Source organism: Limnofasciculus baicalensis BBK-W-15, from assembly GCF_024178385.1.
Lineage (GTDB): Bacteria > Cyanobacteriota > Cyanobacteriia > Cyanobacteriales > Coleofasciculaceae > Limnofasciculus > Limnofasciculus baicalensis.
The window spans coordinates 1-21,175 of the sequence record NZ_JAMZMM010000061.1; the positions used below are offsets into that span (position 1 = coordinate 1).

At 42.9% G+C, this 21,175-nt stretch carries 20 protein-coding genes; 14 read left to right on the top strand and 6 right to left on the bottom strand.

Annotation, left to right across the window (positions count from 1 at the left end):
• Positions 1 to 14: 14 nt before the first annotated feature.
• Positions 15 to 461: a hypothetical protein gene (locus tag NJ959_RS08550; RefSeq protein WP_254011338.1), complete on the bottom strand. Its 447-nt coding sequence runs from the start codon at positions 459 to 461 to the stop codon at positions 15 to 17.
• A gap of 321 nt (positions 462 to 782) precedes the next feature.
• Entirely contained in the window at positions 783 to 1,268 is a 486-nt protein-coding gene (locus NJ959_RS08555; protein WP_254011339.1) for an allophycocyanin subunit alpha-B, read from the bottom strand.
• Positions 1,269 to 1,519: 251 nt separating this feature from the next.
• Here NJ959_RS08555 and rlmD point away from each other — a divergent pair, with 251 nt between their 5' ends.
• Positions 1,520 to 2,872 (top strand): 23S rRNA (uracil(1939)-C(5))-methyltransferase RlmD, encoded by a 1,353-nt coding sequence (gene rlmD, locus NJ959_RS08560; protein WP_373693629.1) that lies wholly within the window; start codon positions 1,520 to 1,522, stop codon positions 2,870 to 2,872.
• A 425-nt stretch (positions 2,873 to 3,297) separates the two neighbouring features.
• Positions 3,298 to 3,747 (top strand): ATP-binding protein, encoded by a 450-nt coding sequence (locus NJ959_RS08565; protein ID WP_254011341.1) that lies wholly within the window; start codon positions 3,298 to 3,300, stop codon positions 3,745 to 3,747.
• Between the two features lie 132 nt (positions 3,748 to 3,879).
• Here NJ959_RS08565 and NJ959_RS08570 read toward each other — a convergent pair whose 3' ends face one another.
• Positions 3,880 to 4,152 carry a DUF6439 family protein gene (locus tag NJ959_RS08570; RefSeq protein WP_254011342.1) on the bottom strand — a complete coding sequence of 91 codons (273 nt, stop codon included), beginning with the start codon at positions 4,150 to 4,152 and terminating at the stop codon, positions 3,880 to 3,882.
• A 59-nt stretch (positions 4,153 to 4,211) separates the two neighbouring features.
• Here NJ959_RS08570 and NJ959_RS08575 point away from each other — a divergent pair, with 59 nt between their 5' ends.
• Positions 4,212 to 4,604: a sll0565 family protein gene (locus tag NJ959_RS08575; protein ID WP_254011343.1), complete on the top strand. Its 393-nt coding sequence runs from the start codon at positions 4,212 to 4,214 to the stop codon at positions 4,602 to 4,604.
• 270 nt (positions 4,605 to 4,874) lie between these two features.
• On the top strand, positions 4,875 to 5,444 hold the full coding sequence (locus NJ959_RS08580; protein WP_254011344.1) for an REP-associated tyrosine transposase: 570 nt from the start codon (positions 4,875 to 4,877) through the stop codon (positions 5,442 to 5,444).
• Between the two features lie 217 nt (positions 5,445 to 5,661).
• Here NJ959_RS08580 and NJ959_RS08585 read toward each other — a convergent pair whose 3' ends face one another.
• Positions 5,662 to 6,024, bottom strand: a complete 363-nt coding sequence (locus tag NJ959_RS08585) for a hypothetical protein (RefSeq protein ID WP_254011345.1) — start codon at positions 6,022 to 6,024, stop codon at positions 5,662 to 5,664.
• A gap of 37 nt (positions 6,025 to 6,061) precedes the next feature.
• The gene (locus NJ959_RS08590; RefSeq protein ID WP_254011346.1) at positions 6,062 to 6,556 is read right to left on the bottom strand and encodes a DUF6232 family protein; all 495 of its coding nucleotides are present in this window, start codon (positions 6,554 to 6,556) and stop codon (positions 6,062 to 6,064) included.
• A 228-nt stretch (positions 6,557 to 6,784) separates the two neighbouring features.
• On the opposite strand from NJ959_RS08590, the gene NJ959_RS08595 reads away from it, so the two are divergent.
• From NJ959_RS08595 to NJ959_RS08625, 7 genes are all read left to right on the top strand, one after another.
• A complete protein-coding gene (locus NJ959_RS08595) occupies positions 6,785 to 7,297 on the top strand; it encodes a helix-turn-helix domain-containing protein (RefSeq protein WP_254011347.1) in 513 nt (170 codons plus the stop codon).
• A 216-nt stretch (positions 7,298 to 7,513) separates the two neighbouring features.
• Positions 7,514 to 8,437 (top strand): ROK family protein, encoded by a 924-nt coding sequence (locus NJ959_RS08600; protein WP_254011348.1) that lies wholly within the window; start codon positions 7,514 to 7,516, stop codon positions 8,435 to 8,437.
• A gap of 613 nt (positions 8,438 to 9,050) precedes the next feature.
• Complete coding sequence (locus NJ959_RS08605) at positions 9,051 to 9,665, top strand: DedA family protein (RefSeq protein WP_254011349.1); 615 nt, start codon at positions 9,051 to 9,053, stop codon at positions 9,663 to 9,665.
• Between the two features lie 356 nt (positions 9,666 to 10,021).
• The gene (locus tag NJ959_RS08610) at positions 10,022 to 10,933 is read left to right on the top strand and encodes a serine/threonine protein kinase (RefSeq protein ID WP_254011350.1); all 912 of its coding nucleotides are present in this window, start codon (positions 10,022 to 10,024) and stop codon (positions 10,931 to 10,933) included.
• A 293-nt stretch (positions 10,934 to 11,226) separates the two neighbouring features.
• Positions 11,227 to 11,736 carry a formylglycine-generating enzyme family protein gene (locus tag NJ959_RS08615; RefSeq protein WP_507237485.1) on the top strand — a complete coding sequence of 170 codons (510 nt, stop codon included), beginning with the start codon at positions 11,227 to 11,229 and terminating at the stop codon, positions 11,734 to 11,736.
• A gap of 2,247 nt (positions 11,737 to 13,983) precedes the next feature.
• On the top strand, positions 13,984 to 15,333 hold the full coding sequence (locus NJ959_RS08620; protein ID WP_254011351.1) for a protein kinase domain-containing protein: 1,350 nt from the start codon (positions 13,984 to 13,986) through the stop codon (positions 15,331 to 15,333).
• 74 nt (positions 15,334 to 15,407) lie between these two features.
• Entirely contained in the window at positions 15,408 to 18,287 is a 2,880-nt protein-coding gene (locus NJ959_RS08625; protein WP_373693630.1) for a pentapeptide repeat-containing protein, read from the top strand.
• Between the two features lie 4 nt (positions 18,288 to 18,291).
• Here NJ959_RS08625 and NJ959_RS08630 read toward each other — a convergent pair whose 3' ends face one another.
• Positions 18,292 to 19,392: a DNA methyltransferase gene (locus NJ959_RS08630; RefSeq protein WP_254011356.1), complete on the bottom strand. Its 1,101-nt coding sequence runs from the start codon at positions 19,390 to 19,392 to the stop codon at positions 18,292 to 18,294.
• 110 nt (positions 19,393 to 19,502) lie between these two features.
• Here NJ959_RS08630 and NJ959_RS08635 point away from each other — a divergent pair, with 110 nt between their 5' ends.
• From NJ959_RS08635 to NJ959_RS08645, 3 genes are all read left to right on the top strand, one after another.
• On the top strand, positions 19,503 to 19,757 hold the full coding sequence (locus NJ959_RS08635) for a helix-turn-helix domain-containing protein (RefSeq protein ID WP_254011353.1): 255 nt from the start codon (positions 19,503 to 19,505) through the stop codon (positions 19,755 to 19,757).
• Positions 19,757 to 20,650: a hypothetical protein gene (locus tag NJ959_RS08640; protein WP_254011354.1), complete on the top strand. Its 894-nt coding sequence runs from the start codon at positions 19,757 to 19,759 to the stop codon at positions 20,648 to 20,650. Before NJ959_RS08635 ends, NJ959_RS08640 begins: the two co-directional genes overlap by 1 nt.
• Before the next feature lie 252 nt (positions 20,651 to 20,902).
• Positions 20,903 to 21,139 carry a hypothetical protein gene (locus NJ959_RS08645; protein WP_254011355.1) on the top strand — a complete coding sequence of 79 codons (237 nt, stop codon included), beginning with the start codon at positions 20,903 to 20,905 and terminating at the stop codon, positions 21,137 to 21,139.
• Positions 21,140 to 21,175: the final 36 nt, after the last annotated feature.

A 21,175-nucleotide genomic window follows, 5' to 3' on the forward strand; every position in this document is an offset into this window, starting at 1 on the left:
CTCCCCACTCCCCGTCAAAAAATTACTCTAACTAGCTGATGTGCTATTATCCCTAAACCGTAACCAGTCAGGGAAAAAACTGCAAGAATTTTAAAAGCTTGCAATGGAGTATAACCTGCTACTTGCAAGTCTATCCGTGCTAAAGCTCCGGCGGATAGTAAAACTAAAATACGGATAAAAAGCTGAATCCAGCGAATCAGAATTACTGCCAAAAAAGCGCTGAAAATTATAGAAAGTAAGGCTCTAGTATCTGATTTAAGCCAAGTAGAGTAAACAGTTTGAATCATTGTTAATGGAGCCGTTAATGCCAAAACAATTAACATGACATAACCTGCCCCAAGCAGCCACAAGAACAAATCCTTATCTGATTCTAATAGCAATTCTGAGGCTGCGATTAACCAGCCAAAGATACTATCTGTAAACAGTAGGAGTAATAGGGAATGCCAGGGGAGTTTCTTCACAAATAATATTGTTGGGAGGTTTTTTGTCTGTTAGAACGATGCACAACAGCTTATGATCTAATTCACAAGAATTGGTTGATCTAGATCGCTATCCTCAGAAAGGAAACTGACCATAATAAATAATTATGACTGCACTCTAGCTGAGTCATCAATAGGGAACACACATACTCCGACAGCTTCTCCCCTAGAAACTGTCGGTTTTTTCGTTATTTTTTTTTGTTGTGGGTTGTGGGTTGTTAGTTGATAGTTGTCAGTTGTCAGTTAAAAAATAACCAGTAACCAACAACCAACAACCAATAACTAACAACCCACAACTAAGAATTAAGACATTGATTGAATGATGTAATCAAAGTAGGGAGCTGCTTCAATCCCATCTTCAGCGCTGAGTAATTGCAAAGAGGCATTTTTTAAGCAACGGATTGATTCAATCATCCCCGCCACGGGTACGCCTAGGGAGTTGTACATTTCCTTTACCCCGACAATCCCGATTTGTTCAATAGGCTCCTTATCCCCAGCCAGGAGACCATAAGTAACCAGTCGCAAGTACCAGCCGTAGTCCCGCAGGCATTGTGCCCGTTCCTTCTGTCCATAAGCGTTACCGCCTGGAGAGATGAAGTCAGGGCGTTTCTGCCATAGCTGCTTGCTGGCTTCTGCGACTATCTTTTTTTCATTTTCGGCTAGGGTTGCAGCAATCTGCATCCGTCGCTCACCCGTTTGCAGAAATGCACCAATACCTTGGAGTTCGCCAGAACTAGGATATCGGAGTTCGTCGTCTGCTTTGAGAATAACTTGGCTAACTACACTCATGTTATTGGAATAAATCAGGTAATACTTGTAGTTTACCGACTCTAGGTGACACAAATAAAGGGGCATGGGAAATGGGGAGGATGGGGAGGAGAGTTTTGGAGAGGGCAGTGGGATGGAATCCGTTTTGAATTAATATTGAGAACTGAGAACTCCCTACTCCCCACTCCTTACTCCCTACTCCCTGGAAAAACTGAATGATTACTAACGATAGTGAAGTAAATAAGGAGTCAAGGGCTGATCCCTCTCCAGATATGTGGCAACAAGGTCAATTGGTTGAAGTGACTATTACCGATCTCAATGATACTGGCGAAGGCGTTGGTCGTTTGGGGGAGCGAGTAGTTTTTGTCCCAGATACTGTAACGGGCGATCGCGTTTTGGTACGATTAGTCCGGGTCAAGCCTAACTATGCTACGGGTAAGCTCTATGAGTTACTAGAAAGGTCTCCCCATCGCATCCGTCCTCACTGTATTGTGGCGGATAAGTGTGGCGGCTGTCAGTGGCAGCATATTGACTACGATTACCAGCAATTGGCGAAACAGAATCTAGTGGTGCAAGCCTTAACCCGTATTGGAGGCTTTACCTCATTACCAATAGCACCAATTTTGGTTTCTGAGTCTCCCCTTACCTATCGCAATAAGGCAACTTATCCCCTGAAGCGTTCAACAACAGGTCAAGTTCAAGCAGGATATTATCAAAAAGGTTCTCACCAGCTTGTTAATTTGAATCAATGTCCAGTGCAAGATGCCCGACTGAATCCCCTGTTAGCCCAAATTAAACAGGATATCCAAAAACGGGGATGGTCAATATACGACGAAATCAACCACCAAGGAAAGCTCCGTCACCTCTCTTTGCGGATTGGACGACGGAGTGGTGAAATTTTGCTGACATTAGTTAGTACTAACTGGAATTTACTAGATCTGGAAGTCCAAGCTCAAGAGTGGCTGACGCGCTACCCCCAACTTGTGGGAGTCTGTATGAATTCCCAGCGCGAGGCCAATAATATTATTTTCGGTAGCGAAACTCGCTGTATTGCAGGAAAGCCTTACTTGCTTGAGGAATTTGCTGGTATTGAGTTTCAGCTCAAGCCAGATACCTTTTTCCAAATCAACACTGAGGTAGCTGAGAGACTATTAAACGCGATCGCGGCACAACTTGAACTGCAAGGGGATGAAGTATTAGTCGATGCCTATTGTGGCATTGGTACTTTCTCCTTACCCTTAGCCAAACGAGTGCGAGAAGTAATTGGTTTGGAAGTGCAATTAACAGCAGTGGCACAAGCCCAGGTTAATGCCAGAATTAACGGGATTACTAATATCACATTTCAAATCGGGACTGTCGAGGAGTTGCTCCCGAAACTGGGGATCGTACCAGATATTGTACTACTAGATCCGCCTCGCAAAGGTTGCGATCGCGTTGTCATCGAAACCCTTCTTTCTACCTTACCCAAACGTATTGTATATGTTAGCTGTAAGCCCGCCACCTTAGCACGAGATCTTAAACTCTTGTGTCAGAGTGGTGACTATCAGTTAAGCCATGTTCAACCTGCTGATTTCTTTCCCCAAACCCCTCATGTTGAATGCGTTGCCTTTCTTCACAAGAGGTGACAGACAAGAGTTTAGAGCTTCCTCTTTCCTCTTACTTCTTGTTTGCAAAAGTGCCAAACTCCTTGCCCAGAGGTTATTTCCAGTCTACCTCTGGTGTTTAAGAGATGGTTTCGATACAATGGAGAAGTCAGTATAAGACATAAAAACCTACCCCCGGACTGGAGGAAAGTACACGCCCGATGAGCCAGTTGTAAGACTGGGATAGCAGACTACCTTTGTGGTAAAAAGATTGCGCACGGGAACCTGAGCCATCAGGATATTAGGGCTGCGAAGTCTTAAGAATCCCTCTGTCTTTAGACCGGGGAGTGTCAAATAGATAGTACCTAAGCGGCTAAATCGGGTTTGAGAAAGATGAGATGAAAACACACGGCGGCAAGTTGTGTAAGGTGTCAAGTCCACCAAATAAAAGCTAGGGGTTTTTTTGAGTGATTGCTATATCATCATTACGACCAGTTGAACAGGACTGGGGAACAATTAGCTTTGCTTCTACCCTTTACCTTTGCCCAATTTTAGACTTACTCGTCAAAAAGATTCCCCTTAAATGGCAGCCAGAAATCCGGCTGGGGCTTCAAGAAGCATTGGTAAACGCGGCAAAGCATGGCAATAATTTAGACCCAAGTAAGACGGTAGTGGTTCATTTTTCAGTAATAAATGACGAATATTGGTGGACAATTATAGACGAAGGTTCCGGCTTTTCCCCTCCTAGTTGTCAAGTTGACTTTGACAGTAGTCTCCCAGTTGATGAATCAGAAAGTGGTAGAGGCTTATGTCTACTCCACCAAATTTTTGATCGCGTCCATTGGAATTCTCAGGGTACAGAATTAAGGCTTTGTAAGGAGGTGAATAGTCGCTCTCGATTGCCTTTAATTCCTTAGAGGGGAATAGGGAAGGATAAAGGATGAAGGCTGAAGACTTTCAGGAATACTATTGATGATAGTCGATAGTCAATTAGCATTTATGCTTAATATTTTGAACTTCTTCATCCTTCACAATTCATCCTTGACCCTTCATCTATGAGTCGGGCAGGGTGGTGCGGAGATCGATCTATCCAGCCATCCTGATGCTTGGTGAAATCTAACTAGGGCTTCTTCAGTCTCTTCTTTGAGGAGGAATACTAAAGCAGCAGCAGCTTGTTCCCCCGCTCTGGCTGGGCGATTGGACTTTAATCGATGCCAATCATTAGGTTTAATGCTCAGACGCTCTGCTAGTGCTTGAGCAAGTTCTAATGTACTCAGTTGGGCGAGAGGATTGGGTTGGGCGATTTGGGTGGATTCAGGCATGAGTTCGGTTACGATAGCATTTAATATTACTCTAATCTACTTAAGATCATCTAAGAAATATGCCTCAAGACCCGTCAGTGCCATCTGCTGATGATTCTGGCTCAAACCAGGAGGATACTGATACAGACGAGTTTGAGCAAGCTTTATCAGAAGTCGAGCGATCGCTCGAATCTATTAAAGCACGCTACAACCAAGTAGAGCGCGATCGCCAGCGACAAGCCCAACTCCAACACCGTCGGGAGGAAGTCAGAAAATCTCTACGGAAAACAAACAATCAACAGGCTTTGCAAGCTGAATTGCAGCAAATCAAAGCACAATTAGAAATAATTGAACTTAATTTAGAAAGCCAGTTATTTTCTTGGGGTAGTCTTAAGGAACCATTTTGGATGGCTGTGCGGTTTGGTGGATTGGGGATTGTTATTGGTTGGATACTTAAATCTTGTGCTGGGTAGGATATGTTTAGTACCTCATAGTAGGGTGGGCATTGCAGCAAAATTTGGGCATCTTGGCGACAAGATAACGGCAATGCCCACCCTACTCAATAAAAGCATCACTAATGGTAGGGTGGGCATTGGAGCAAAATTTGGGCATCTTGGCGACAAGACAACGGCAATGCCCACCCTACAAGTACTACAAGAATAAGGGTAGGGTGAGGATTCCACCCAAATATGGGCATCTTTACTAAAAGATAACTACAATGCCCACCCTCCGAACTTATCCTGATGCCCGAATATCGTAGAGCTTATGTGCTAGGTGGAACGTTTTTCCTTACCCTTGTAACTTACCATCGCATCCCTTTGTTCTCTGAAGCAGAAAATATCTGCCGTTTACGGTTAGCTATTGCCAAAACTCGTACCGAAAGACCTTTTGAGATTACTGGTGCAGTAATTTTACCTAACCATATTCATTTTCTCTGGACCCTGCCACCAGGTGATACAAATTACTCCTACCGGGTTTCTCGGTTTAAGATTCTGTTTACGCGGATGATACGAGGAAAACGCTCGTTACCTAAAAATGTTTCTGCCTCTCGTCGTAAACATCGAGAAAGCAATGTGTGGCAGCGTCGGTTTTGGGAACATGTAATTAGAGATGAATCTGACCTAGAGAAGCATTTAGACTATATCCATTACAATCCAGTTAAGCATGGGTTAGTCTCTTGTCCCCATTTGTGGGAATATTCTAGTTTCAGCAGGTGGGTAGAAAGAGGCGGATATAGAGATGATTGGGCTTGTAGTTGTGGTGGAAGAAAGGCACAAGTCCCGAATTTTGGTGGGATGAATTTTGGTGAATAATGGTAGGGTGGGCATTGCACCAATATCTGAGATTTTTTCCTAGTGAATAATAGTAGGGTGGGCATTGCACCAATATCTGAGATATTTGCTAAATGATAATGGTAATGCCCACCCTACAAGAGCGATGTTACTAGAAGATACGGGCAATGCCCACCCTACAAGAGTGATGCCTCTGGCTGGCGTTGCCATCGCACTATAATTACACTGCGAAGATAGCCTAAACTGGTTCTGTCTCAATCCACCCCTTGACTGTTTCTAATGGCACACTCACAAACGGATTGTTAGTCAGTACTTTTATCAACTCTACTCCCCCAGATTTGGCAGCATTAATGAAACGATCTCTGAATGTTGGATCGCTTTTTAACTTATTTTGTAATTCCATCTGTAGGACAGTTTGCTTTTGAAATTCAGCAGCAGCAGAATACCTTTTTGCTAACTCGTCTAAAAGCCCCATAATTTCCTCAGATAAATCTGCTTCTTCATTAGCAATATGCTGAATAATTTTGGCATTGTCTCCTGTGCTTATAACTCCCTCTACTTTTCCTTGCCCAGATACATTTATAGATCTATTTTGCATCACAATTAATTACTCCTGTATTAAATTAACATTTTTTGCATTATCGAATTTGAGCATTATCGCCAGTAGATAGTACTCCTTCTACTTTACCATATACATTAACTGTTCTATCTTGAAAATTGACAACAATGCTTTCTATGTCACCTTCCATAAGCCTATATAGCCCTGATACTATCTTTCCTAAAAAATTCTTGTCACTACTGATAAAATATGTAGTTTCTCCTGAGTTTAGACTCAATATAAAACCATATTTTTGCACTTGATTAACATGAGCATATATCAGCCAAATTGCAATTCCTATCGGGATTATACCAACCACTGCTATTAAGAATGCAAGACCAACAGCAAACAATCCAATAATCCAGAGAAGTGGTAGTTTGTTTTTCGGTATTTTTCCTACTTCAAATCCAGTTACATTACGGAGTTGATATAACGAGTCTCCAAATCTAACTGTTTTACTGGAAAATTCTATGATTTTTGGATTTTCGACAATTTTCTTGTCGTCATCTTGTTTTAATAGTTCATTGAGCAACATGTTTGCTTCCTTCTCCTGGGCTTCCTCAGTAAAAACTGAGACTAACTTTTCCTTCGCAGCACCCTGGTTTTTGTTCCCTACCCACAATATACTGACCGCCCAAAAATGAAAAGCGGAAAAAGGCGGATCTTTGTAAAGTTCCTGTAAAGAACGAATAACGACGGATAAAAACTGAAAAATACGGATAAAGTCTGCTACAATACTCTCAGTCTTCTCACATCCCTAATTATGCACGTTCAAGAAGTATTGCAATTTGTGGATGAGGCTGTTTATCTCAAGACAGGTAAATATCTAAATGACTTACAACGTGGAATTATTGAGGGAACCCTGAAACGTCAAAAGTATTCTGAGATTGCTGAAAATAATGGTTCTTCAACTGGTTATGTTAAGGATGTAGGTTACGCTCTATTGAAAATGTTATCTGATGTATTTGATGAACCTGTTAATAACGGTAATCTTAAATCAGTCCTAGAACGACAAGGTAATCTGAGTATTACTTTTACTAAAAGCAAAATTAGAGACAATAACAATATTGGGTACATCAACATTTGTTCAGACAAACCCAATACCACTCCAGCTAAAATTCAGCCTGCTAATCCTAACTTACAGCAGCGCAATAATAATCAAACTAATATGGAAAGAATTGATAAATTACGGCGATTTGGCTTAAGCGATGAGCAAATTGTTGAGGCGCTAGAATTACCGTTGGAGGTGCTTAAGCAGGTGGGATTGGAGGAGTGAGTCGGTTGTAGTAAGGACTAATTATAGTAGGGTGGGCATTGCACCCAAATTTGGGATTTTTGCTAAAAGATAACAGCAATGCCCACCCTACCATATCTAGAATTCAAGTTTGGCATCGGGTGAGTAATGCAAAACCTCTTGTCTTTCATCTTCAGTGTAGGTAATCTTGTTATTGGTTAACAATTAGCCATTAGCCATTAACCATTAGCAATTTTCATGTCCAACGAAGTAATCGGTATTGATTTAGGTGGAAGCGCAATTAAACTCGGACGCTTTCAGGAAGATGGTACTTGCGTCCAATCTTTGACAATCCCCACCCCCCAACCTGCTACACCAGAGGCTGTGGTAGAAAAGATGGTGGATGCGATGGCAACGCCAGCCTTCGGCATCGCAAAACTTAATCCTCATGGGACTGTAGTAGCAATTGGAGTGGGTACACCCGGACCAGCAGATGCGGCGGGTAGAATTGCGATCGTAGCTATTAATCTAGTAGGATGGCAGAATATTCCCTTAGCCGATTGGCTGGAAGCGAAAACAGGTTTACCGACAGTTATCGCTAATGACGCTAATTGTGCAGGATTGGGGGAAGCTTGGTTAGGTGCGGCAAGGCGATTTCGTAATTCGATTTTACTAACTATTGGGACTGGTGTTGGCGGTGCGATTATATTAGATGGTAAACTTTTTACAGGTCATGGTGGTAGGGCAGGTGAGTTAGGATTGATTAGTTTTAACCCAGATCCCGATAGCCCGATGTGTAATAGTGGGAATCAGGGTTCATTGGAGCAATATCTTTCCATCGGTTCGATTCGCCGTCGTACTGGGAAAGAGCCTGCTGAATTAGGGATTCTGGCAAACGAGGGTAACTCATTTGCGTTAGAATTCTGGAAAAACTACGGACGAGATTTAGGGATAGGACTTACCAGTTTAGTCTATGTTCTTACACCGGAAGCAATTATTATTGGTGGTGGTGTTAGTGCTAGTGCGGAATTCTTTTTTCCATCTGCTTTAGCAGAAATTGAACGGCGGGTGATGCCAAGTTCTCGTGAGGGTGTACAGTTACTTAAGGCGGAATTAGGTAATCAAGCAGGAATAGTGGGTGCGGCGAGATTAGCTTGGCAAAAAATTGGGAGTGGGGAATAGGGAATGAGGAATGGGGAGTATCGAATTAAATGCGTGACAGCCGATCGGAAATTAAGTCGAAAACCCTGTGTCTTTAGATCGGGGGATGTCAAAAAGATCGGAAAATGTACTGAGTTGTTTGGATGCTATAAGAGAGATTAGAAAATATTGAAGTGAATTGCAATAGTGTGCCAAAAAACCAAAAGGTCATTAGCCCTCCTTTGGATTATTCGACCATAGTAGCTGAAACGACGCAATCTCGTCAAGTATTGAGAATTAATCTTAATAAAATTAACGAAGTTAAGCCACTTTCAGCCTTTGCCCATTTGTTACGTTATGTAAATTACCTTTCTTTTGAGGGAGAGGGGTTGGGGGTGAAGGCAAAACCGTCTACTCCGGCTCGGGAGATCCCAGACTGGGAACCCTCAAAGAATAGCGATCAACTTTCTCAAATCAACCGGGTTTCTCTAAGGCTTCTCAGTTGGATGGAATAGATTTTTTTTTAACGCAAAGGTACGCAAAGGTTCGCGCAAAGGTACGCAAAGAGTAAGATGGATGTCAAAATAGCCGCAGATGAGTTATAGTGGCACAAGCTTGCTCGATCTTTTAACTTTACAATACCTAGTGTTCTCCTATGCAGGAATGGATAACTAACACAATGACTTCCCTTGGCTACTGGGGAATTGCCTTATTAATGTTTGCTGAAAATCTGTTTCCGCCTATCCCCTCGGAATTGATTATGCCTCTAGCCGGATTTACTGTAGCAGAGGGTAAGATGAATTTTACTCTGGCGGTGTTGGCAGGAGTTATTGGTACTATTCTCGGTGCATTTCCTTGGTACTATGCAGGTGTATTTTTTGGGGAAGAACGTTTAAAGAATTTAGCTGATAAATATGGTAAGTGGATTACTGTATCTGGTAAAGATATTGATAAGGTTAATAACTGGTTTAATCGTTATGGGAAAAAGGCGGTATTTTTCGGTCGTCTTGTGCCAGGTATTCGGACTTTAATTTCTCTCCCGGCTGGACTTAATGGTATGCCGTTAACCCCATTCCTGATATATTCTACCCTCGGGACTACTGCTTGGGTAATGTTGTTAACGTTTTTAGGATATATCTTGGGAGATAATTACGAGTTAATAGATGAATACCTCGGACCAGTGTCTAAAGTTGTTCTGCTTGGTTTGATTATCGCCTTTGTGGTTTGGGTTATCCTGAAACAGCGCAATAGTAAACGGAAAAATCGCTAAAGGCTAGTGGCTAATTTGGCATCTCTCCGGTTTATTCCAGCGTCAAAAACTGACTTTCCAGGAACGCACGGATTTCCATTGTCTAATAATAACCTCACCACTGTCAAATGTCAAGAGCTTTGGGCAACTAATTCGATCGCGGTTTTTTCGGATGGGTTGTTTGTGAGTGGGATAGGTTGAGGTAAATTAGCGATATTTTCAGTAACAGCCGATATATCACCACCACCAGAGATTAAAATTTAACCCTCTGCGTACCTCCGTATCACCTCTGCGTACCTCTGCGTTAAAAACAACCCTTGCCACCAAACAAAAAGATAAAGGATAATCAAACTAGATACCCCAGCCCCTCTACTCTCATGCCCCATTGGTCAACTGGACAAACACTCGAAGACGGTAAATATACAATCCAAAAAACCCTCGGTGGAGGCGGATTCGGCACCACCTATCTCGCCACCGAAAAACCATCCGGCAAACTAGTAGCCATCAAAACTCTCAACGCCAATCACCAGGCTAAACCCAACTTTACCTCACTGCAAAATAAATTCGTCCAAGAAGCATTTCGTCTCGCCAAATGTCGCCATCCCCATATCGTATCTGTATATACGGTATTTCCAGAGGAAGACTTGTGGCATCTGGTGATGGAATATGTAGAAGGTGATAATTTAGCAGACTATCTAGAAGATAGGGGTATTTTATCGGAAACCGAAGCTTTGCGGATAATTGGGGAAATTGGGGATGCCCTCAGTTATCTCCATCAGGAAGGATTATTACATCGGGATATCAAACCACAGAATATTATGCTGCGGCGCGATAACTTGTCGGCAGTATTAATCGATTTTGGGTTAGCGCGGGAGTTTAGTACCGGGTATACTCAAAGCTTAACTAGCGATCGCACTGAAAGATATGCCCCCATCGAACAGTATGAGAAGCGCGGTAAGTTTGGCGCTTATACTGATGTTCATGCTTTGGCTGCGACTCTGTATAATCTCCTGACTGATAAGTTACCGCCACCTGCGGATGTGAGGAAGGAATGTAATCTGACTTTGCCACCACCACAACAATATAATAGTCAGATTAGCGATAAGGTAAATAACGCTATCCTCAAAGGGATGGAGTTGGAAGCGAAAAACCGCCCTCAATCGGTAAAGGAATGGTTATCTCTCCTCAATCCCGATACATTACAGACTTTCTCCTTCAATACGGTAACGGTAGATTTGACACTCCCCGGTCTAAAGACAAGGGGATTCTTAAGACATCGAGCGCCTTAATATCCTGATAAATCAGGTTAAGAGGCTCATTACGTTTGCCACAAGGGCGTAATGATATCTCCACAAGGTTGTTTCGGGCGTATACTTTCCTCCAGTCCGGGGGTAGGTTTTTACGTCTTATACTGACCTATTAATTAGATCATGGCAGACTCAAGTCTGCCAATGCCTTTCATCCCCGGACTCAAGTCACGGGGTTTTCAGGCTATTTTCTTATAAAGGGAAAAATTACCAACCGTCGCCGCTTAGAGGCTCAATATTTTATTGAAAAATTGGCCAAGGATGTCAATCTGGAAATGGTATCGATTCCAGGTGGTACATTTATAATGGGTTCACCGGAATCAGAGTCACGGCGAGATAGCGATGAAAGTCCGCAACATAAAGTAACAGTACCGCCCTTTTTCATGGGCAAATACCCCGTAACCCAAGCACAGTGGCGAGTTGTGGCTGGTTTGCCTCAAGTAAATCGCTCACTAAAACTCAATCCATCCCACTTTAAAGGAGATAATTTGCCAGTAGAAAAAATTTCATCGTATGATTCAGAAGAATTTTGTGCTAGACTGAGTAAGTCTACAGGACGGAATTATCGACTACCTAGCGAGTCGGAATGGGAATATGCCTGTCGAGCGGGTACGACCACACCCTTTCACTTCGGCGAAACCATTACTACCGATTTAGCTAATTACAACGGTAATTATGTCTATGGTAAAGAGTCAAAAGGAATTTATCGGAAATCAACTACTGAAGTAGGTAGCTCTGGTTTAGCTAATTCTTTTGGGCTATACGATATGCACGGGAATATTTGAGAGTGGTGTGCCGATACTTGGCACGGTAATTACACGAACGCTCCTAATGATGGAAGTCCGTGGATAGATAAAAATAATGTAAATACGGGGATACTGCGCGGTGGTTCGTGGTTTTACGATCCGTTGTCCTGTCGCAGTGCGAATCGCTTCCGGTACGGTTGGGGCGTGGGGTTGTACGGCCTCATCGGGTTTCGTATTGTCTGCGGTGTGCCCAGGACTAAGTAGCGCTTGACTCTTTTGTCCTCTTGCCCTTTACACTTCTTAACTTTTCCCTTTTTTTGCCGCCTCTCTCAGATCGGTTGTATCGAGATAGTTTTTGCAGCACTTATCTAATATATAGAGAAAATAGGATTTCTGCAAGTACCGGAGATCTGATTTTAACCCCTTTGCGCTCTTGGCGTTAAAAATAATTAGTCATCAATATCTGTAGGGGTGTTGGAAAAAGGATGCGATGCGCGGTAGTTGGGGGGAGGGCGAAGCATTCGGATATAAATCTGTTGGTGGAATCAAATCTTATCCCCCGAATGCTAGACTAGCGCTAACGCTAACGCCCCTACAGATATGGTGGTGTATGTGGGGTATTTGCTTCCTGCTAGCAGCAGTACCACGCGATCGCACTAAATACTTATTGCTATATACGAGGTATCTGGAATAATCAGAGGTGAGATTATTTCGGTCATGAAAATCAAGGTTCCATGCGGGCACAAGTTACCATTATCTAATGGTAACTGAGCGGGTGTCAATTGTCAAGGGGGTTGGGGAGGAAATTTGGCAACGGATGGGTAACGGATGTAACGGATGAGTTGTTTGTGGATGGGATGGATTGAGGAAACTTATCGATATTTTCAGTAACAGCAGATCTATCACCAGCACGCAAGATAAAAATTAAAACCTCTGCGTACCTCCGTGTCACCTCTGCGTACCTCTGTGTTAAAAAACAAACCTTGCGACTAAGCGACAGAATAACAGAAAACCAACATTACGCAAGCCTTAAAAGCAGGCTTTACATGCGGGCACGGATTCCCATTGTCTAATATTAACCTCACCACTGTCAATTGTCAAGGGGGATGGGCAACAGTTTTTTCAGATTGAGCAATTGCATCCAGTAAAACTTTCTTCAGTAAAACCCGATCAGAAAAACCGTTACCAAATCCGTTGCCCAAGGCTCTTGACAGTTGACACTTGTCAAGTTAATATTAGAGAATGGGAATCCGTGCGCTCCTGTAAAGTCAGTTTTTAACTCTAAAATAAACTCACTTGTAGTTTTCTGCGCTCCTTTATCCTTCCCTTCAAGATCGGATTTTATTTTTAACGCTCATAGCGCAAAGGAAGACGCAAAGATCGCAAAGGGTTAAACTGAGATCTCTGGTTCTGGGATATATCTATATATATATAATGAAGCGCTACAGTGATGACGCTGAGGTAAAGTGTTTCTGGAGTTTGGGCATCAAGCCAGTCTAAGACAAGCTGATTAGGCTGCTTGGCAATTAATTATGGTAAGGTGACGCTCGTGATATCGGCACTCCAAATTAATGATAAGTAGTTGACAATCCTATTCTAAGCACTGTTACCCGATTGATTTGCGATCGCGCAGCGGGCACTTCGTGCCATCGCCAGCAATTCCCATTTTACCCTCTGCGTACCTCCGTGTCACCTCTGCGTACCTCTGTGTTAAAAAACAAACCTTGCCACCAACCGACAGGATCAAAGAAAACCAACATTACTCAAGCCTTCAAAACCGACTTTACATGCGGGCACGGATTCCCATTGTCTAATATTAACCTCACCACTGTCAAATGTCAAGAGGCTTGGGCAACGGATGGATGATTGGTGGGTGGGATGGTTTGAGGAAATTATCGATTTTTTCGATAAGGCTGATATCCATATATCTGGTCATGTATGGCTAATGATCGTAATATGGAGAGAGTCTCTCTCGAGAGAGGCTGTATGAGTAGCGTTTGGGAAGCTGCGAAAGGAACTAGCAAAAAATCAGAATCAGATTTGGTAATCTTGATGAGCAACTATTAGCCATCATTCCCACCTTACTAAAATTCCCAGCCGAAGACTTTACCCGATTCAGCCTCCAACTATCCCGCGAAGAATTAATAGAGCGATTTACCCACAAAGAAGCATAATAGCAGTGGTGCGTTAGCTTGCGCATAACGCACCCTACAGAGAATACAAACCTCCGCGTACCTCTCTCCTACCTCTGCGTACCTCTGCGTTAAAAAAAATATCTCTCAACCAATGCCAGCCAAAGTCACCCTTACCATTATCGCAGGTAAACTTAAAGGACAAGAATATCAATTTAGCGATCGCACTACCTGTATAATCGGACGTGCTACTGACTGTCATCTCCAATTACCAGACGATCGGGACCATCGTAACATATCCCGGTATCACTGCTTCCTCGATATCAATCCGCCCGATATCAGAATCCGGGATTTTGGCAGTTTAAACGGTACTTACGTTAATAATCAAAAAATTGGACAGCGCCAACCCCACCAAACTCCGGAGGAAGGGGCAAAACTAGATTTACCGGAATACGATCTACAGAATAACGATACTATTATAGTGGGGGATGCTGTATTTGAAGTTGGGATAGAACGAGATTCCTTTGAGTCGTTTGAGAGATTGCACGCTAACTTAAAGCCAGAAAACCCTAATTTTATTGGTATTCTCAAGAAATTAATCCAACGTGCCCTTTCTGGGGAAAGTAGTCTTATCTCGATTCGCGGTTATCAGATAATCAGAAAACTCGGTGCAGGTGGATGCGGTGAAGTCTATCTCGCCTTAAACCAAGATACCAACGATTGGGTTGCCATCAAAGTCATGTTACCCCAAGTCGCGGCTAGTGAAAGTGGGGTAAAACGGTTTTTACGGGAAATGGCAAATACCAAAGCCTTAAATCATCCCAATGTAGTGCGATTGCGAGATTATGGTTACTGCGATGATAGCTTTTTCTTTACTTTGGACTATTGTGAAGGGGGTAATGTTGTCGATTTAATGGCAAAAAGGGGTGGCACGTTATCGGTTGAGGAGGCGATCGCAATTATATTACAAGTTTTAGATGGCTTAGACTATGCTCATTATGCCGAAATTCCTTATGTGAGACAAGCGGATGGTACAATTGCCCAGGGAAGGGGTTTAGTCCACCGCGATATCAAACCCCATAATATCTTTCTCACTAGAATTAATAGTGATACTATTGCTAAAGTGGGAGATTATGGATTAGCCAAAGCTTTCGACCAAGCCGGATTAAGCGGACAGACTTTCAGTGGTAGAGATTTTGCGGGTACGTTGGAATTTCTGCCCCGACAGCAGGTGATTGATTATAAATATGTTACCCCAGAAGTAGATGTTTGGGCTACTGCGGCTTCGTTATATTGTATGTTAACGGGTTGTTGTCCTCGGAATTTTGATGATAAGGAACCTTTTTTGGTAGTATTGCAAACGGATGCTATCCCAATTCGCCAAAGGAATTCAGCGATTCCGGTAGGTTTGGCCGAGGTGATTGATTTTGCTTTGGTGGATAAGCCGGATATTTATTTTAAATCGGCGCGGGAGTTTAAGGAGGCGTTAGTATCGGTACAGTAAGTAGAGAAGATCGGGAAGTAAGGGTTGATAATCCCGAAAATAGGAGGGATTGGTTAGAAGATAACCGAAAATTCATTACCACGGAAGCGTTAGGCAATAGTGGCGAGGGCGGGGAAAAAATAGTTTGGGATACGATACAGGAAGTCTTTGCCAAGAGAGAATGTATCGGTTACTGGCGCTATCCCATTTTCTGTAAAGTGGGGAAATCTAGAAAAGAACCAGATATATTAGTGGTGGATGCCCAACTGGGTTTAATCGTCATCGAGATTAAGTCTGTCACTATTGACCAAATTCTCACTATTACCGGACATCGCTGGGAATTCCAAAACTACTACACTACCGAAAGTAGTCCATACGCACAAGCCGAAAACCAACTATTCGCTTTACTAGGATACTGCGATCGCGAACCGATTCTCCGCCGCCAAGTTACAGGTCGTGCCCTGATTGCTCTACCATTAATTACCGAAGCACAATGGTATGACAGTGGTTTCTACCAACTTCCCAGTTGTCCGTCTATTATATTTCGCGATTGCCTCCGGTATGGCGAGGTTCGCGATCGCGCTTTGAGCGATGAGGCAGTGGTAACATGGGCAGATGGGGAAGATGGGGGAAATCATACAAATGAGATAAATCCAGTAAATCATACAAATGAGATAAATCCAGTAAATCAGATAAATGAGATAAATCCAGTAAATCAGATAAATGAGATAAATCCGGTAAATCCGGTAAATGATGGAGTGAGGATATGGGGAGGTGGGAGGATGGGGAAAATTTTTCAGGTAAATTCTGAGCTACCTAATCTCAAATCAGATACTTCTCTATTAAAGCTAATCGCCCAAACTAGTCCTATTATTAAAGGATCTCATCTCAAAGAAACACAGTGGCAACTACTGAAAGCAGTAGTTAGCGGTACGCCTATCTTTCGCAAACGGCTACATCCACCGCCCAACCACCAACAAAAAAACCAAAAACAAACCCGCGCCCATATCCTCAGCCAAATCCGCCAAAACTTATCCCCATTTGACTTAAATCAAGAACATATCGCCAAACAAATCGCCCCAGGTCCCCAACGGATTCGCGGCATTGCCGGATCTGGCAAAACCGTGCTACTCTGCCAGAAAGCTGCCCATATCCACTTAAAGCACCCAAACTGGGATATTGCCCTCGTCTTTTTCAGCCGCAGCCTATACCAGCCAATCATTACTCAACTAGATAAATGGCTCCGTCGTTTTAGTAGCGGTGAAGTCGGATACGATAAATTGAATCTAAAACTACAAGTACTTCATGCTTGGGGGGCAAAAAACCAGCCGGGACTCTATGGTAATATTTGTCAAGCAGTAGGAGTGAGAAGACTGATTCCAGGAGATATTTCAGACAAGCAACCCAGTGAAAGCCTAGCTGTAGCGTGCCACGAACTATTACATGGCAGACTGCTTCCCCAATTATATGATGCCATATTAATTGACGAAGGTCAAGACTTAATCGTAAATAATCGCCTAAAATTTGGGGGAAAACAGCCATTTTACTGGATGGCATATCAAGCATTAAGACCGATTAACCCTGCCCAACCAGAACAACGGCGGTTAATTTGGGGATACGACGAAGCCCAAAGTTTGGCAAGCTTAAATATACCCAATGCGAGTGAATTATTTGGGGAAGAATTAGGGCATTTAGTAACAGGATATTATCCCGGTGGCATCAGAAAAACGGAAACTATGTACCGCTGCTACCGTACTCCCGGACTTATTTTAACTGCTGCCCATGGTATTGGGATGGGGTTGTTAAGACGAGGAGGAATCTTGACAGGAATTACTCGCGTAGAAGATTGGCAAGCAATTGGCTATGAAGTGACGGGGAGTTTTCTACCTGGACAACAAATTACCGTAAAACGCCCCAAAGAAAATTCACCAAATCCGATAGCGGAACTTTGGGATGGTAAACTATTAGAGTTTATCGCTTATCGCTCCCGTCAGGAAGAATTAACTGCCTTAGCTGAAAATATTCTATATAACCTCCGCCACGATAAACTCAAACCTAGTCAAGAAATTTTAGTCATTGTTTTAGGTAGCGGTTTCCCCGCCATCCAACTAGAAACCGCCATAGCCGAATTCTTGATATCTCAAGGAATTGATATCTATATTCCTAGTGCGCCTGACTGTAATATCCTGGAAATTGATCGAGATAACCGGAAGCCGAATCAGTTTTGGTGCGAGGGAGGGGTAACTATATCTCGCATCCACCGCGCTAAAGGGAATGAGGCGGATATGGTATATATAGTGGGATTAGATAATGTAGCCAAAGATGAAAGTAATCTCCAATTACGGAATCAATTATTTGTCGCCCTAACCAGAGCCAAAGGTTGGGTAAAATTAAGTGGAGTAGGATCTTATCCCATGTATGAGGAATTGTGGCGAGTTATCCAAAGTGGCGATAGCTTTACCTTTACCTTTCGCGGCAATCCCCAAAGAGAAATTAGCGTTACTGATGTGGGCGAAGTGCGATCGCGCTATGATGCAGGTGGTAGAAATTTTCAGAATGCGGATTTAGCTGGGGCAAGGTTAGCTGGGGCAGATTTGCGGGAAGCTAATTTAATTGGGGCTATTCTCAGCAAAGCGGATTTGCGCCATGCTAAGTTGGATGGGGCTAAGTTAGTTATTGCCGATTTAAGTGGGGCAGATTTAAGTTATGGGAGTTTGCGGAAAGCCAAGTTAGTTGGGGCAAACTTACAGGCAGCCAGGTTAATTGGTGCGGATTTGAGTTGGGCGAAGTTGGCAAATGCTAATTTAGGGAATGCTGAGTTAGTGGGGGCAAATTTGACTGGGGTAAATTTGACTGGGGCAGATTTGACTGGGGCAGATTTGACTGGGGCAAATTTGGATAAAGTTGATTTGAGTGAGGTGGATTTGAGTGGAGTGAGGATGTCGGATGGGAGGATTGGGGAAGAATTACCTTGAAGAATTAAAGGAATTCAGGAAATAAAAACGACTTGAGTAGATCGTATTCTTGTTCCAGTCTAACTTTTGCCATGTAATAGTAATCCGGGTTAATTTCTGCACTATAGCAACGACGATTTTTCCGCAAGGAAGCCACCGCCACCGAACACATACCGCCAAATGGTTCCCATATAACATCATTTAGATCGCTAGAAGCCAGGATAATTCGTTCAATTAAACGTAAAGGTTTCTGGTTAGCATGGATCGACTTTGCTTGACTATTTTTGACTCGTTCCGTCCCCCGAAGAGCAGGTTCAGACCAAACATTTGTCACACCATGAATATGATACCATTTCGATCGCATCTTTGACCATTCTGCTGCTGTGACTGGAGATTTGCCATCAATTGAAAAGTAAGGCCATTCTGTCGGCTTACCGTAAAAATTCGCATAGGTGACGATACTTTTCATCATTTCTGGTGGCGGGAAATACCAGAGATGATCCTGGGTAAAATATTTGCGAGTGGCGGCATTTTTGACACCACAAGCCTCATTAGTTTTACTTAAAGGTAGTCCACTTCGGAGCCACTCATGACGCAACCATTGCTGCATGGGCAAACATTGATTGTCACCAGTTGGTAACTGAACATTCCGAATGTAATGGACGCATACTTCTGTGACAATTGGAAAGCGGCGTATCGTCTTACTATTAACATTTCCGGCGATGTGGGCAACTCCTTTATCCCATATATTTACCGAGCGATATTGCCAACCGCTTTGTATCAATATTGGATGAATATTAGCCCAGCCAATTTCACTGGACCAAAACCATAAAGTTGTCTCCGGTAAAGCATAACGTGACCAAGCAGCAATGTGAGGCGCATACCAGTTTGCCAAATCAGTTGGTGTTGGGGGATCTCCAGGGAAAAGTCCCAACCCATAAGCACCATCTGAGACGATAACCGTTGGTGGTTTCCAAGATGAATAGCGCGTCAATACATCAGCCATCTCAATCTGAACCGAATCTATAGTAGTTGTCGGTATAGCAGTGTGGGTTTGGCAACCCACTTCTGATGATTCGTGCAGTTTGCTGTTCAAAACTTCTATGCTTTCTGTGCTGTACGGCATTTTAGTCACGATTCGTTTTCCTCTCGCCAAATCTCACCATACCAACTTTTTATAGTCGATTTTGGACTATTCCAAAACAGACTATATCATGGCTCTTGAGGTGAGGTTAGATGGATAAGTCTATTTGTACAAAAGAATATGCCATCTTTTTAAGCAACCTCCGCTTGGCTAGAAAAGCAGCGGGGCTGACACAGGAACAAATGGCGAAACGCCTTCACCAAACTCAATCATTTGTCAGCAAATGCGAACGGGGTGAAAGGCGGATTGATATTGTTGAACTTCGTTCATTTTGTCAAGCAATTGGGATATCGTTGAGTGATTTTGTGCAAAATCTTGAAATGACTATTCATGACATGGAAGAGTAATGGACTATCGGGAAGCTTTGGAAATCGCCACGGCGGCTTTATTAAACTTGAGAAATTATACCATAGATGTTATCACCATTTCTAGACCTAGCGATCTTCAAGGAGCCGTAGAAATATCAAAAATTGTCAGTAAATTATCTCCCATTATTGGTAATCTAATTGAATCCGCGATCGCTAGACACTTGAATCAATCAGAGATTTGGTCAGAAGGTTGTAAGTGGATACGGCAAGATCCAGGATTTCCTGATATAATTCTCGATGGCATGTCAGGTATAACACCAGGGATTGAGATAAAAACATGGTTTCCGTTAGCTACTGAAATAACAGCTAGATTTCGAGACAGTCAAACTCACTTTCAAGCCAATCAGACAAAAGTAGCGATCCTCTGCTGGATGTTAGAAGATGTCCTATCTGGTAAGCCCAAGATTATTGATATTTGGATTGGGGATGGGTTGGAGGTGGCAAAAACCCGCGACGATCGTTATCATAACCCGCCTCACTACATTGTAGTTGAACCAGAGGATACTCGTAAGCGAACCCGCAATCTTCAACAAACAAACTGCCACGGTTACATATTTCAAGGAACAGACAAACAATTAGCTAAAGCCGTGAAAATTGTTGAGTTATGGGGAGATAAGGCAAAAGAATATAGTCCCGCTCGTGACTACCAAATGCGTCTGCGTGAACTCACAGGCAATTTTCCCTACCGTCTCGATACAAATTTTGCGAAAATGGATAGAATTTGTTTGCCCAGTTTGGAAAAATTCAAAGTAGATCTATTAGGATCGATCTATAATGGATGTACAATTCAATCATGGATCAAGGCAATTAGTACTAGCGATACCACCGCATTGCAACAGCTAATAGATCCCTCCGATCCTAATCCCATGTAACAGTAACATTACCAAATCTTAAAACTTCTCAATTTAATAAAATATATCTTCATCAAACAGGAAAGAATAGAACACGCCAGCGCGATGCCGAAGGCAGGCGTTGCGATCGCACTTTTTCTAAAGTATTCCCCTCTTCAATCGACGAGGTGATTTCTCAACCATCAAGTTGTAAGATAGGAATAGAAGGAGTGGCATAAAAAACCATACCCAAATAATTAGACAAACGTGTTCAGCTTCCCAGAGGTAGTTGAGATGCTCATACCATCATTGATTGCGCTAACCATTGCCATCATTGCTGTCTATACCAGTTTCAAGACAGCAGAAGAAATCGAAGTAGTAACCGCTGTCCTCACAGCCTTAATCTGTCTGCTGATTAGCATCATTTGTTCTCCTGTAATCCTGAAAGTGCCCCTAGTGGCAGCACTATTGATTGGTGGACAATCCCTCGCATCCATTCTTGGCTGGTATATTTTATCGTCCGCTGAGTGAAAAGGGAATGGGGAATGGGGAGTAGGGAGTGGGGAG